The following is a 15,141-nucleotide window of genomic DNA, read 5'->3' on the forward strand; positions in this document are numbered from 1 at the left end:
GTGTCTGGCGAGCGCAGGGCGGCCAGTCTGTGGCCGCTGGTGGGCGTATCTTTCGGGCCGCTTTGGCGGCTGGGTGGGCGGCGACAGTTTCTGGAGCGGTGTTCTCGTTGGGGCTCTTTGCCTGTCAGGGTTTCTCGTTCTCATGTGTATTCCGCCTTGTTTGAGGACCGCCGGGTGCGGTCGATAGGCGGAGCGCCCCCTGCCTTCGAGCGGTAGGGGGCGCTCCGTTCCCTCTGGTGGGTCAGCTCAGTTGGATGGGGGTGGTGGGGAGGGTGCCGAGGGTGGTGGCTCCGTCGAAGCGGGCGGTGTCGGTCATGGTGGCGATGACGGAGGGGTGGGGCAGGGCGGTGGGTTGGAGTTGGACGTCGCTGATGGAGCCGGCGAGGTAGTCGCCGAAGCCGCCCTGGTAGAGGCGGCGGCCGATTTGGACGGTGCCGGTGGCGTTCCAGGTGGTGCCGGTGTAGTCGGTGGTCGCGGCCGGGTTGCCGTTGATGTAGAGGGTGAGCTTCTTGCTCACGGCGTCATAGACGCCGGCGAGGTGGTACCAGGTGTTGGTGCGTGGGGCGGTGCTTCCGGTGGCAGGTCCGTAGGCGGAGTTGTAGACGCCGTTGCTGTCGTCCGCCGTGACGTGGCCGAAGGCGAAGGCCTTGGCCCAGCTCGAGTAGTAGAGCTGGAAGCCGTTGGAGACGGTGCCGGACTGGGAGACGAACGTCGAGCCCTTGGTCAGGTCGGTGAGGTTGACCCAGGCGGAGACCGTGAAGCTCTTGCCGGTGTCGACGCTGGTGGTGGTGCTGCTGGCGTAGGCGGTGGTGGCGTTGCCGGTCAGGACCTTGCCCCGGGCGGGGTTGGTGGTGATGGCGGCGCCGCCGTTGAGGTTGAGGACGTTGGCCGGCTTGTTGCTGTTGACGGTGTCGGTCAGGCGCCAGCGGTCGGTGGCCTGGTTGGCGGTGTAGGCGGTGCCCGCGTTGGTGATGATCTGGCCGCCCGTGGAGAGGGTGTAGAGGTCGGGGTTGCCGTCGCCGTTGACGTCACCGGGGGTGGCGAGGGCGGGGTAGGCCTGGCTGTCGATGCCCAGTGGCAGGACGGGCTGGGGCTGGGGCAGGGCTGAGCCCGGGGTGGTGGCGGCCCAGTTCTGCTCGGCGTTGTTGGTGAGGCAGTCCCAGAGCATGAGCTGGGTGCCGGGGGTGTTGCTTGCGGCCGGGTCGGCCAAGCAGCGGCCGGACTGCGGGTTCAGCAGCGCTCCGGGGAACGGGCCGGGGATCCACTGCTGGGCGCCGGTGTTGTTGCAGTCCCACATCTGGATGGCGGAGCCGTTGCCGAGGCCGCCCTGGCTGACGTCCAGGCACCTGCCGAGGGCGTGGACGGTGTTGTCGGAGCCGAAGGTGAACTGTTGCGGCTTGGTGCCGTTGCAGTCCCACATCAGCGCGCGGATGCCGTTCGTGGTCGCGGCGCCGTTGACGTCGATGCACATGTTCTTGCCATTGGTGCCGATGACGCCGGAGACGAGTGGGGCCACCGTCGGAGCGGCAGTGGTGCTGGTCGGCAGGCCGTCGCTGTCGAAGGTGAGGGCGATGGTGTTGACGGCGCCGGTGGCGGTGTTGCGGACCCACAGGGTGGGGGTGCCGCCGGTGGTGGTGGCACTGCTTCCGGTGCCGGTGACGGTGGCGCCGATGTTGCCGACGCCGACCAGGCTGCCGGCGTTCCAGTCACCGGTGCCGATGGGGTAGACCCGGTAGAAGTAGGTCGAGTTGCTGCCGCCGGAGACGTAGTACCAGAGCCTGCCGTTCTCCACGGTGATCAGATCGGGGGTCAGCGGGACCGTCTCGGCGGGGTGCGCGGCCTTGTAGGCGGCCATGCTGAGCGGGCCGGGGGCGGTCATCTGGGTGAGCTTGGACCAGTCGGAGGGGTAGTCGGCGCAGGTGAGTTGACCGTTGGCGACGCAATCCGGACGGGCCAGGTTGGTGACGTTCTGAGTCTTGGTGAACGCCCCTGAGGTACCGGGGGGTGTGGCCGTCGCGTCGTTCTTGTAGAGGTACATCTTGCCGGTGGGCTTGTTGTACGCGAAGAGGTCGTCGATGCCCTGCTGGGTCACGCCGCTGCGGTGGGCGAGGAGGTAGTCGTTCCAGCCGTTGCCCTCGGGACTGGTGCTGCCGGTGGAGGCGGTGACCGGGGTGACGGTGGGGTCGGTGTTGCCCTTGATCAGGTTCAGGTTGCCGTTGGCGGTGCTGGCGAGCAGGTCGGGCACGCCGTCGCCTGTGAGGTCGCCTGCGGTGACCTTGGCGTTCTGGTTCCAGGGGGCGTAGAAGCTGTAGGTGGTGACGGTGGGCTGGCTGTTGCCGGCCCAGTCGAGGGCGCGGACGTAGAGGGTGTGTGTGCCCCACTGGCTGCGCGGGACGGTGATCGGGATGGTGGCACTGGCGGTGTCGCCCGACCAGGTCGCCGGGGCCACCGAAGTCCCGCCCCCGGCGGGGATGTTGGCGTCGAAGGAGTACTCGAAGGCGCGCACGCCGCTGTTGATGCAGGCGTCGCGGTTGCAGCCGGTGGGCTTGGGGTCCCTGGCGCTGACCGTGATGGACGCCTGGTCACCGGCGAACTTGGTCGCCACCTTGCCGCTGCCCAGCGGGGGGAACTCCGCCGACTCGGTGTAGCTCACCGCGTCGGGCGGGGTGAGGTCGACGTTGAAGTGACAGTTGGGTGAGGCCGGGCCGTCGAGCGTGCCGTCGTTGGCCCAGACGTTCCAGCCGTACTGGTGCCCGTCCGCCAACGGCACGCCCAGGCTGGTGGAGACGCTGCCACCGGAGGCCACCCAGGTCGGGCTCCACTTCCAGGTCACGTCGTACGGATTGCCGCCGTTGCCCTGGGCCATGTTGTCCCAGAGGTGGTAGCCGGCCCGGAGGATGACACCGCTCATGTCCGTGCTGAGCCGCGCGTTCATCATCAGATCCGGCGAGCCGCCCCAGCCGGTGCCGCGGCCGATCCAGCCTACGTCGCCACCGCCGCACGCGGCACTCGCGGGGTTCTGGGACCCGGGGCTGGTGCCGATGTCGGTGGGGGCATTCGGAGCGACATCAAAAACAGTCTGGATGGACGGATTGGTGGCGAAGCGCGTGAAGCCGTAGTTCGTCCCGTACTTGCCCTCGTCGGCGAACAAGCCGAAGGTCAGGTTGCTGTATCCCACGTGCTGCCGGATGAAGTCGGTGATCTCGAAGTCGAGGGGATGATTGCCGCATCCGGCGTACACACTGGAGCTCTGGACGCTCTTGGTGCCGAGGGTGGTGCCCTGCCATGGGCCGGGCCACACCGTGTTCGCGTCGATCCCACCGGTGTGCTTCAGCGCGATCGGCCAGGAGGCATTGCAGTTGCGGTCGCCCCCGTGGGTGGCGGTGAACTTCAGCGTCGACTTCGAGATCACCATCCGGCTGTCGAGCTGGCTGGTGTTGAACTCGTAGAAGGATCGGTAGAGGCCGTAGCAGTCGCTGCTGTACTGCTGGAAGCCCGTCCCCTCGCCGTTGTCCTGCGGGATGTCGTAGGTCTTCTGGGACGGGCAGCCCTCTTTGACCTGGACGTAGTGGTTGGTGTAGCCGTTGATCGGGTTGACGTACGGGTCGATGTAGACCGGCCACGTCGTGTCCGGACTGGTCAGCTGCGCGGCGTCGGGCACCAGGGTCAGACCCGAGCTGTCCGCCGCCACCGCGACCTTCGCGACCTTGGCGTTGTGACCGGGCCCCTCATGGGAGGAGACGGGAACGTCAGCCGGGTCCACGGCCGTGGAGGTGACCGCATTCGCCGACCCTGCGGCGGTACTCGAGGTCGAACCGGACGCGGCCTGGGCGCCGACGACCGGCGCACCGGCCACTTTGCGGGCGGGCGCGGACTGCGCGGTGACCGGCTGCGGTGCGGTGCTGGAGTCCCACATCACCGGAGCGGGGGCGGAGAAGACGGCGGAGCCGTCGGCGGCCCTGGCGGTGACGCTCCCGTCCGGGGCGGCCGTGGTGGTCAGACCGCTGGTGGAGGTGGTCATCCGCAGGCTCTTCAGAGCCGGGTTCGCAGCCGCCTCGGGGTTGTGGATCACCAGGACCTGACGGAAGCCGCCTTGGTCGGTGACGCTGGCCCGCAGGTCCACTCCGGGCAGCACACCGGTGTACTCGACGCCGTCGCCGGCCACGGCCGGTTGGGGCAGGGCGAAGGGGAGGGTGAGGGAGAGGCTGCGGCCCTTGGGGTCGGTCAGGGTGACAAATGGCCCCGTGCCGCCGCCGGAGAGGGTCACGCGGGACGGGGTGGCCTTCGGTGAGTAGCTGCCGTCCGGGTTCTTGGCCAGGGTCGCGTCGACCTCCGCCCAGGTGCCGTTCTGCTTGACCCGGATGGGCAGGAGGTTGTCGGTGCGGGTCAGGGTGCCGTCGGGATTGGCGACGGTCAGGCTCGTCGAGGTCGTCAACTCCTCGACCACGACCGGCTTCCCGGACGCCTTGGCCTTGGCCTTGGCGAGCTGTACCGGCCCGTCGGGAGCCGGCGCCTGGCTCGCGGCGTCCATGCCCGCGCGGGTCGGGGAGTTGTCCGAGGCGGTGACCGGCGGACGCTCCTCCGCTACAGCCTGTCCGCCGAGCCCGGCCGTGGTGATCGTTGTTGCGACTAGAAGGGCGATGGCGCGATGGCGCGGCCGGGGCGAGTCCGCCGCCGGAACTTGCTGATGCATCGTCAGGTTTCCTTGAGAGAAATATATTGACCGGACTTCGGTGTGCGGGCAGCCAGTGCGGTCACTATCTGCTCGCGGCGGTGGTCCGATTTATCCATCGAAATCCACTACGTCTTCTCTGTGCCGTGACACTTGGTCATAAAGAGCTGAGGTAGCCGGACTTGTAGTGCCGGGGAAGGCTATTGCGGCACGGCTTGGCCTCGCAATAGCGTTCCGCCGCCGGGAGTGTGCCCTGGCCAGCAGGGTGACCGCGCCTCGATGCGGCCACAAATCGTCCGACAGGAGAATGAACAGCGTGCACTTGTACATAAGCGACACAAAGGGCGCTCGAAGGCGCGCCAAATACAGAGGGGGGACGCTGGTCACGGCGGTCGTGACGGCGATATCCCTACTGGCTCCGGTGGCGAGTGCCGCGACCGTTGTGGGGCCCTACCGTTACGAAGGCGAACTGTGGACGGCCGACCCGCTGCCGGCCCCACCGAAGGTCGAGGGTGGCAACGCTGCCACCTCCAACAGGGCGGTTGCCACTCCGGTTCCTGCGGGCACGCGGGAACTGCGCGCCCATGACGCCGGTGGCCATGCGAGTTGGCCGGGCGCCTCGGCTGCCAGCCTGACCCCTGGCGGCGGCCGTACGTCGTGGGGACCTGTCACGCTCGCGGTCCCTGCCGCCAAGCCGGGCGCAAAGGGCGCCGCGGGGGCCCGTACGCTGGATGCCTCGTCGTCGGTGCGGGTGGAGCTGGCCGCGCGTGATCGGGCGCTGGCGGCGAACGTGGACGGCCTGCTGGTCAGCCTGTCCCAGCGCGGCAGTTCGGATGCCGGCGCCGTGTCGGTGTCAGTGGACTACGGCGCCTTCGCCGATGCTCACGGCGGAGGCTGGGCGTCACGGCTGTACCTGGTACAGATGCCGGCCTGTGCGCTGACGACCCCTCAGTACGCCTCCTGCCGCACGCAGAGCGCGCTGGAGACGGTCAACGACCCAGTCACCCAGAAGCTCACCGCCTCCGTCGTGGTACCGGCGGCCGAGCAGGCGCCCGCCGGCTCCTCCTCGATGCGCCTCGATGCCCAGTCCGGCTCGGGGACCGTGGTTGCGGCTGTGGCCGGAACAGGTGGCTCGCAGGGCACGTACACGGCCACGTCGCTGTCCGCTTCGGGGTCGTGGGGCTCGAGCCAGGGTGCGTTCACCTACGGCTATCCGGTCAACGTGCCGCCGTCGCTGGGTGGTTCGGCGCCGTCGGTGGGGCTGTCGTACAACTCGCAGTCGGTGGACGGCAAGACGTCGGCTTTCAACTCGCAGGCCTCGTGGATCGGTGACGGCTGGGACTACACGCCCGGCTTCATCGAGCGCTCCTACAAGCCCTGTGGCAAGAGCGGGATCCCGGACTCTGGTGACCAGTGCTGGGCGGGGTGGAACGCCACGCTGTCGCTGGGGGCGAACTCCGGCCAACTCGTCCGCGACGGCAACGGTGTCTACCACCTGCAGAACGACACCGGTCTGAAGGTCGAGCGCCTGACGGGTGCGTCGAACGGCATGTGGGAGGGCGAGTACTTCAAGGTCTCCGCGACCGACGGCACCGCCTACTATTTCGGTCTCAACCACACCCCCGGCACCACTGTGGACGCCGCCACCAACAGTGCTTGGGCCGCACCGGTCTACCACCCCAACCCGGGCGACCCGTGCTACACCTCGGCGTCCGGCAAGAACTCCCTGTGTGCCGCGCAGCCGGGGTACCGGTTCAACCTCGACTTCGTCGTGGACGCCAACGGCAACGTGCAGCGCTACGACTGGGCGAACGAGACCAACTACTACAACCGCGGCTATGGACAGGTCGCGGCCTTGGGCGACGGCGGCACCCTGACCGCCTACACCCGTGGCGGCTACCTCACCCAGATCTCCTACGGCTACAAGCTCGCCGACGCCGCAGCCGGCCGTGACCCGGCGGCCCGAGTCGTGTTCACCACCGCCCAGCGGTGCGTCGTCTCGGACACCGTCTGCCAGTACCAGAACCTGGCCACCGGCTCCGGGGCCAGCTGGCCGGACACCCCGTACGACCTCAACTGCAATGCGGGCATGGCCACTTCCGGCACCGGCAGCAACGTGTGCAAGATCGGCGCGCCGACCTTCTGGTCCACCTACCGGCTGAAGTCGATCACCACCAAGGTCAAGACCGCCACCGGCTGGCAGGACGTCGACCGCTACGACCTCACCCATCTGTTCTCCGACGCCGGCGGCACGATGGACCCGGTCACCGGCAAGACCGTCGACCCGACCAACGCCGGCAAGCTCCAGTCCGTCATGTGGCTGTCCCAGATCCAGCGCACCGGCCTGGACACCAGTGCCGGTGCCGGCGGGCAGGCCCCGCCGTTGGCCCCGGTGACGTTCACGGGCATCGAGGTGAACAACCGCGTCGACGGCGGCCCGGACGCGCCCCCGCTCTACCGGCCCCGGATCTCCAGCATCCAGACCGAGACCGGCGAGTCCATCGTGGTCAAGTACCGCGACCCCGAGTGCTCCCGCACCCGCGGCGTCATGCCCGCCACGGCTGACACCAACACCAAGGCCTGCTACCCCGTCTACTGGACCACCCCCGGCGCCAAGGACCCGATCTCTGACTGGTTCCACAAGACCCTCGTCGAGCAGATCAGCGACAACGATCAGACGAAGGCCGCCTCCCCCGCCAGGATCACCCGGTACGAGTACACCGGCGGCGCAGCTTGGCACCGCGACGACTCCGACCTGACCGACGACAAGTACCGCACCTGGAACGACTTCCGCGGTTACCGCACCATCACCACCACCACCGGCGCGGCCCCGGACCCGATCACTCAGAGCACCACGTCCTACTTGCAAGGGATGGACGGTGACTACAAGGCCAACGGCACCCGACGCACCGTCAGTCTCACCAACTCCCTGGGCGAGAACACCACCGACAGCAACTGGCTCGCCGGGACGGCGCAGGAAGTCGCCTCTTACACCCAGGCCGGCGGCACCATTACCGGCAAGGCCCTGGCCACCGCGCCGACGATGACCGACACCGCCACTCAGGCTCGCACGGCCTGGACCTCGGCGACCGACCCCAATGCCCCGCCGCTGTCGACGCTACCGCCGCTCACATCCCGCCGCGTCACCGCCGCCTCGCAGCGCTCCCTCGGGCTGCTGTCCAACGGCACGTGGCGCACTACCCGCACCGACACTTCGTACGACAGCCTCGGCCGGCCCTATCAGATCGACGACAAGGGCGACCTCAGTGTCCCGGCACAGGAGAACTGCACGACCCTCTCCTACGCCAACGCCCCCGCGTCCAATCCAATGATCCTGGTCCTGCCCAAGGAGACCGTCACGGTCGCCGGGCCCTGCAGCACCGCGCCGGGGCCGAACACCACGATCTCCGGCAAGCGGTTCTTCTACGACGGCGACGGCACGGTCACCAACCCGGGCACCCTCGGAAGCATCGGCTCCAACGGCACCGGCTACGGCGCCCCGACCGCCACCCAAGCTCTCACCTCGTACGACAGCTCGGGAAACCCTGTCTTCCAGACCACCGGTGCCATCACCTACGACACCTACGGACGCGTCACGAAGTCACGCGACGCCGCCGGATCCCTTACCACCACTACCTACACACCGGCCACGGCTTCGCTCCCCACCCAGGTGAGCACCACCAACCCGCTGGGATGGAGTGCCAGCAGCAGCATCGCCCCGGCCCGTGGCCTGGTCACGCGCGCGGTCGACGCCAACGGCAAGATCACCGACTCCACCTATGACAGCCTCGGACGCCGCACCCAGATCTGGCTCCCCGGCCGAGACAAGAGTGCCTACCCTCAAGGCCCGGACCGCAAGTTCAGCTACGCGGTCAACGGCGCGGGCAATAACCCGGACCCGTCCTCGGTCACCAGCCAGACCCTGCGGGAAAACCAGACCTACAGCACCTCCGTCAGCATCTACGACGGCTTCCTGAACGCACGTCAGACCCAGACCACCACGGCCGACAACTCGGCCGGACGCCTGATTGCCTCCACCCGCTACGACTCCCACGGCTGGGCGGTGTCATCCACCGCACCGTACGCGGACCCCAGCACCGCTCCGGGCAGCACTCTGTTCGTCGAGTTTGAGAACTCCCTGCCCTCGCAAACGGTCACCACCTACGACGGGCTCGGCCGCTCCACCGCGAGCACGCTCTACAGCAAGGCCAGCAGGCTCTGGGCGTCCACAACCACATACCCAGGCGTGGAGCGTACGGACAGCACACCACCGCCCGGTGGAACCGCCTCGACCTTGCTCCGTGACGCCCGTGGCCGGACCACGTCCAGCATCGCCCACGGCGGCGTTGGCACCGGCGACGTCACCACCACCTACACGTACAACCCAGCAGGCCAACTGGCCACGACCGCCGACACGGTCGGCAACACCTGGACCTTCGCCTACGACCTCCTGGGCCGCAAGACCTCCCAGAACGACCCCGATACCGGATCGTCCTCCATCACCTACGACAACCTCGGACGGGTCGCAGCCACCACGGACGCCCGGTCCCGGTCAATCTCGCGGACCTACGACACCCTCAGCCGCCTCACCGGCACCTTCGACGGCACCAACACAGCCGATGCCGCGAAGCAGCTGACGAGCTACAGCTACGACACCCTGCAGAAGGGCTACCCCACCTCGACCACCCGCTACGTCGGCGGCTCCGGCCTCAGCGGCAGTGCCTACGTCCAGGAGGTCACCGGCTACAACACCGCCTACCAGCCCACCGGCACCAAGATCACCATCCCCGCGACCGAAGGCAAGCTCGCCGGCACCTACAACCTCGGGGCCACCTACACCCCCAACGTCGGACTCCTCGCCCAGAGCATCTACGGTGCCGACGGGAACCTGCCGGCCGAGACGGTCGGCTACGGCTACAACCTCCAGGGCGGCCTGGTTGGTTCTGGCTCGGGCCGCTTCACCCACTACCTGGACCTCGCCAACTACAGCCCGCTCGGACAGATCCTCCAGTCCACCTACGGCAACGCCGGCGTCCAGGTTCGCACCGCGCAGACCTACGACGACGCCACCGGCCGCCTGGCCACCAACCGCGTCAGCCTCCAGAGCGGTGCCAACCCAGTATCCGACACCACCTACGGCTACGACCCGTCCGGCAATATCACCACCGTCAGCGAACGCCAGTCCTCCGGCGCAGCTGACCTGGCCACCGACACCCAGTGCTTTGGCTACGACGGCCTGGACCGCCTGACCACCGCCTGGACCGACGCCCAGGGCATCACCAGTCCCACTGCCGGCCAGCTCGCCACCTGCACCAGCACCACCCCGGCACCCGCCACCATCGGCGGCCCCGCCTCCTACTGGCAGACCTGGCAGTACAACCTCCTCGGCGACCGCACCCAGCACGTCAAGCGCGACCTCACCGGCAACACCGCCAAGGACATCACCCAGACCCTCACCTACCCCGGCGGTGGAACCACCAAGGCCAACCAGCCCAACACCGCCACCACCATCACCACCACCGGCCCAACCGGCACCACCACCCTCACCCCCCAGTACGACACGGCCGGCAATACCAAGAGCCGCGCCACCACCGGGGCGACCGTCACCAACCAGGCCTTCACCTACAACGCCGAAGGCCGCACCGAGACCGTCACCACCAAGAACGGCACCGGCCCCGACCAACCCACCAGCTACCTCTACGACGCCGACGGCGGCCTCCTCGTCCAACGCGGACCCACCGCCAACGTCCTCTACCTCTTCGGCGGAGCCGAGCAACTCACCCTCGACAAGAACACCGACACCGTCAGCGGCATCCGCCACTACGCCAACCCCGACGGCACCACTATCGTCCGCTCCAGCAACGGCACCCTCACCTACCAACCCGCCAACCCCCAGAACACCGCACAGCTCCAGATCGACGCCACCAACCTCACCATCACCCGCCGCGCTTTCGACCCCTACGGCAACCCCCGCGGCACCACCCCATCCACTTGGGCCAACAACCGCGGCTACCTCGGCCAACCCACCGACACCACCACCGGCCTCAACCTCCTCGGAGCCCGCAACTACGACCCCACCATCGGCCGCTTCCTCACCGCCGACCCCCTCTTCCAACCCGGCGACCCCAACCAAATGGGCGGCTACGCCTATGCCAGTAACAACCCCACCACCAGCAGCGACGCCACGGGCCTGAAGACGGAGACTCCCGACAGCTCGGGTGGCTCAGGGCCCATGAAACCAGGCAGTGTCGCAGACCTGGGCGCCGGATGGGCCGTTGGTGTTGTTGGCGCCTTCGAGTCCGTTGAGCCCTGGATTATGCCAGTGTGCTGGTTCTCGGATTCCTCGTGTGGTGGCGAGACAGAATTTCTCACAAGTACCTTCAGAAATAATGGGATCGACACTGAATCTTCCAGATTCAAATATGGCCTTGAGTCTGGACATGAATCTGCCCCCCTATTCCTTGGCCCAATTGGCAGGGCGGAAGGGGCTGCCGGAGGGGCTGCAGCTGCGGCCGAGGCGCGAGCCGCTGCCAGTGAGGCCAAAGTACTCGCGGGCAGGGGTGGAGAAATCGCCGACGAGGCTGCCGCTGCAAGCGCAGCTCGCGATCTTGCCGAATCCCAGGCCGCCAAGGCTTCTATAGAGAATGCTGCACGGGAAGCCGAAGGTGCCACGCCGAAGACAAATCCCGCAAGCCCAGAGGCGCCAATAACGCCCAATGCCGCCGCGAAGCATATTGGCACTTCATTTCGCTGGGGGACCGCCAAAAATGGCCTGAAGGGTGCGCGTACGGGAAGCCCAAGGCCAGTTTACGTCGAATCATCAGGAGGGTCTCGAAGTCTCGAGGAAAGAGTTGGCGACGCGTCCCTCCTTCGAAATAAATTGCACGGTACGAGTACGGGCGCGGCACGGGCTGCAACCTGGACGGCAGCCATCCGAAAGAGCACTGGAGAGATTGCCGTATCATGCTCGGGGTACGGGAGTTGCGCTGAGGTTAACATCCTGGAAGGGACTGGGTGGCCCCTGAATGATGTGATATTTATCCGTGCTATGCGCCTTGAGAACATCAAAAACGGCCTCGGTAAGGTGTGGCAGGAAAAGCCAATCTGCCTCACGTGTCAATCGATTTTCACCGAGGGGCATTTCATTTCTGGCGTCCTCTTTGAAGAAGGTAGATGATATTAATAATGAAGAGCCTGGCCCTCGCTGAATCCAAAAGGATTCAATGGTCATCCTATCTTTGCGGCTGCGGAGAGACTGCCGAGCATCTTTCGGATGACTTCGCCAAACTCCTGCTTGCCCAGTCGGCGGACGACGTCTTGAACATTACATTGGATGGCCACATTGAGGACCAGGCGATGGTCTTTGATGTGGCACTGCCTGCCATCTCAGTAATTATGGCGAGTCTGAGTGATAATATTTCTCAATTTACTCGAGGGTACTTCATGGTGACGCTCTGGAGAATCGTTCTCGGGGAGCCAGCAACGGAGACGGGCGACATTATCGCGAAGTGCGTGCTAGTGGCGAGAAGTGGGTTGTGGCAGCTATATCGAGAGGCAGTTTCTGGCGATACTGAAACGGCGCTTGAGATCTTGAGCGAGGTGGATCTCGATAGGGAAAGGTTTGAGTACTTCAAGTCGGCCCTTGGTGGGAGAGTGAACTAGTAATCAGGGCGCCTGTTGCCCGGCTTAATAGGCGCCCTGTTCATTCATCGTTGATCCCCATGATCACTTCGCGGCCTATGTCGGGTGCTGTATGCCCGGTCAGTGCGAGGAGGCGCCGGTGCGGCCATTCAGGGCGAGGCCGATCTCGGCCAGCATCGACCGCATCTGTTCGGCCTGTCGGCTGCAGCGGTGGGCCAGGCCCGCAGTCCGCTCGACGAGCGTCTGGCGTCCGTAGGGGACCTCATTCGCACGTGAAGCGTTAGTCGGGAGGCGGGTTGCGGCGGCGGATGCCGCAACCTGTCTCTCCTGGGATGTCTAGGTGAGGCCCAGTACAGATGCAGTACATATGAGGGCGAGAAAATGCGACTAGTAGCGAGAGCTACGAAGAGTGATGTTCGCAGGTCAGACGGCCCGTCAGGTGTATCTGTGCAGGTCAGGCGCTTGCCTGGAAAGCTCTCCTAAAGCCGGTGTCGCAGGTTCGAATCCTGCATGGGGCACAGCGAACAGAACGACGAAGGCCGACCCCTCCGGGGTCGGCCTTCGTCGTGTCGTGTCGGCGGGGTGGGAGCGGTCAGCAGGCGCGGGCGACCGGGCGATCGGCCGACGGCTCCGTCGATCCGCCCAACGGTCGGTCGGCTTCGGTCGGCTCCGGTCGGTTTCCGTCGACCTGCGGCTCGGGGCCGGTCGCTACTGGCATTCCGGGCGGGCGGGGCCAAGACTGCTTCCCGTGACGCAATCCGGGCTGCAGCAGCCCCCGCTCTTCGGTCCGGCCGACGTGCCCTTCGGACCGGCGATCTGGTCCCGCAACTTCCGGCTGTACTTCGGCGCGCGCAGTGCCGGACTGCTCGGCCACACCATGCTGCCGGTCGCGGTCTCCGCGGGGCTGATCGGCTCGGGGCACGGGCTCGGCAGCGTCGGTCTCGCGCTCGGGTCGATGACCGCGCCGTTCGCCGGACTGGTGCTCTTCGGGGGCGTCCTCTCCGACCGGTTCACCGCGCGCCGGATGATGATCGGCGCCGACCTCGCCAATCTGGTGACCCGGGTCCTGATGGCCGTCCTGTTCTTCCAAGGGGTCGACCGGCTCTGGCAGTTGTGCGCCCTGATGGCGGTGGCCGGGGCCGCTGCGGCGATGTTCCAGCCCGGCGCCGCCTCCACCGTCCCGCTGGTGGCCCGGGACGTGCAGGGTGCCAACGGCGTGCTGCGGGCCGCCGAGGCGGTCACCGCGCTGCTCGGCCCGGCGCTGGCCGGTCTGCTGGTCGGTGCCGCCGCGACCGGCTGGGTGATGGTGATCGCCGCCGCCACGTACGGCATCAGCGCCTGCGGGCTGTTCGCGCTGCGGCTCGGGCCGGCCCCCGCCACGCCGGCGGGCGACAGCCTCTGGGGGAACCTGGTCGCGGGCTGGCACGAGTTCCGCTCCCGCAGCTGGCTCTGGGGCACCATCGTGGTCTGGATGTTCTACACCCTGTTCGCGACCGGGCCGCTGCTGCCGGTCGCCGCCGGGGTGCTGGTGCCCGCGTACGGCTCGGCCTCGTTCGGGCTGATCACCTGCGCGCTCGCGCTCGGGACGGTGTGCGGCGGCCTGCTGGCGGTGCGGCTGAAGCCGGTGCGGCCGCTCGCGGCCGGGGCGCTGGCACTGCTGGTCTACCCGCTCTACCCGTTCGGGATCGTCCTCGGCTGGGGCGTGCCCGCGCTCGTCGTCGCCCAGGTGCTGGTCGGTACGGGCGTCACCTTCTGGGGCGTCATGTGGGCGACCAGCGTGCAGACCCAGGTGCCCGGCGAGGTGCTGAACCGCGTCCACGCGTACGACGTCGCGGGCTCGGTCTGCATGCTCCCGGTCGGCAGCGCGCTGGCCGGGCCGGCGGCGGCCGCGTTCGGGCCGGGGGCGGTGCTGGCCGCGGTCGGGACGGCCGGGCTGATGGTGGCCGGAGCGCTGCTGACGACCCGTCCGATCCGCGAGCTGCGCCGAGTGCCCGGCAGCTGAGTGCTTCAAGTGCGCTGAACGGAACCCCAGTTGGCGCCCTGTCCGTGCTGCCGGCAGGCGTCTAGAATCGACGGTCCGATCGCCCTGGACTCGGGGCGTCGGCCGCGACCAGGGGGGCCGGTTGGAGAGCAAGCAGAGAGTCGTGCGCCGGAACGCGCTGCTGTCCAGGCTGCTGAACGCGGCGACGGCCGTGGCCCTGGCCCTGCTGGCCTACAGCGTGCTCCGGGACAACCTGTCGGCCGAGCTGCAGGGCAGCTGGCCCTGGCGGTTGAGGCTCCTGGACATCCAGAGCGCCACCGCCGCGGCGCTCGCCGCCGTCGGCGCCTCGCTGGCCCGGGCCCAGTACGCGCGGACGGTCCGTCCGGCCCTGGGGCACTCGGGCCGGGCGGTCGACGGGGTGGCCCCGCACGGCCAGCGGGCCTGGGCCTGCGTCCTGACCAATGCCGCCCAGGACGTCGCGGTCGTCACCGAGATCTCCTACCTGGTCACCTTCCTGCCGCCGCCGCCCGACGAGCCGCCCCGGGAACCGGGCGGCTGGGGCACCGCCCTGCAGGCGATCGAACGGATCGCCGGCGCGGGGCTGCGGCTGCGCCAGGACTTCATGATCACGGTCGTCACCGCGGGCATCCCGCTCCCCGCCCAGGGGGTGTGCTTCCTCGGTTGGTTCACCGAACGGGCCATGCAGGTGGTCGAGGAGGTCTACATCCGGGTCCAGGTGGTCGACCGGGTCGGTGACACCCACGAACGCGTCATCGCCTGCCTCAAGTCCGCCGACCGCACCCCGGCCCACATCGACCCCGAGCTCTCCTGAGCCGGCGGTCGCCGG

Annotated in this window: 5 protein-coding genes; 4 read left to right on the top strand and 1 reads right to left on the bottom strand. The window is 67.8% G+C overall.

Annotation, left to right across the window (positions count from 1 at the left end):
• Positions 1-241: 241 nt before the first annotated feature.
• Positions 242-4,693, bottom strand: a complete 4,452-nt coding sequence (locus ACWCYY_RS14670) for a LamG-like jellyroll fold domain-containing protein (RefSeq protein ID WP_449796212.1) — start codon at positions 4,691-4,693, stop codon at positions 242-244.
• Positions 4,694-5,066: 373 nt separating this feature from the next.
• Between ACWCYY_RS14670 and ACWCYY_RS14675 the strand changes: the two genes are divergently transcribed.
• The 4 genes from ACWCYY_RS14675 (at position 5,067) to ACWCYY_RS14690 (ending at position 15,126) form a co-directional block, all read left to right on the top strand.
• Positions 5,067-11,849: an RHS repeat domain-containing protein gene (locus tag ACWCYY_RS14675; RefSeq protein ID WP_449796213.1), complete on the top strand. Its 6,783-nt coding sequence runs from the start codon at positions 5,067-5,069 to the stop codon at positions 11,847-11,849.
• An 8-nt stretch (positions 11,850-11,857) separates the two neighbouring features.
• Positions 11,858-12,334, top strand: coding sequence for a hypothetical protein (locus ACWCYY_RS14680; protein WP_449796214.1), 477 nt, complete (start codon positions 11,858-11,860; stop codon positions 12,332-12,334).
• 727 nt (positions 12,335-13,061) lie between these two features.
• Positions 13,062-14,315: an MFS transporter gene (locus tag ACWCYY_RS14685; RefSeq protein WP_449796215.1), complete on the top strand. Its 1,254-nt coding sequence runs from the start codon at positions 13,062-13,064 to the stop codon at positions 14,313-14,315.
• Positions 14,316-14,457: 142 nt separating this feature from the next.
• A complete protein-coding gene (locus ACWCYY_RS14690; protein WP_345282532.1) occupies positions 14,458-15,126 on the top strand; it encodes a hypothetical protein in 669 nt (222 codons plus the stop codon).
• Positions 15,127-15,141: the final 15 nt, after the last annotated feature.

Source organism: Kitasatospora sp. NPDC001664, assembly GCF_053596675.1.

What these genes read in the sequence shown, in the direction of transcription:
- ACWCYY_RS14670 (WP_449796212.1), bottom strand. Translation starts at nt 4,693, where the DNA reads ATGCATCAGCAAGTTCCGGCGGCGGACTCGCCCCGGCCGCGCCATCGC.
- ACWCYY_RS14680 (WP_449796214.1), top strand. Translation starts at nt 11,858, where the DNA reads ATGAAGAGCCTGGCCCTCGCTGAATCCAAAAGGATTCAATGGTCATCC.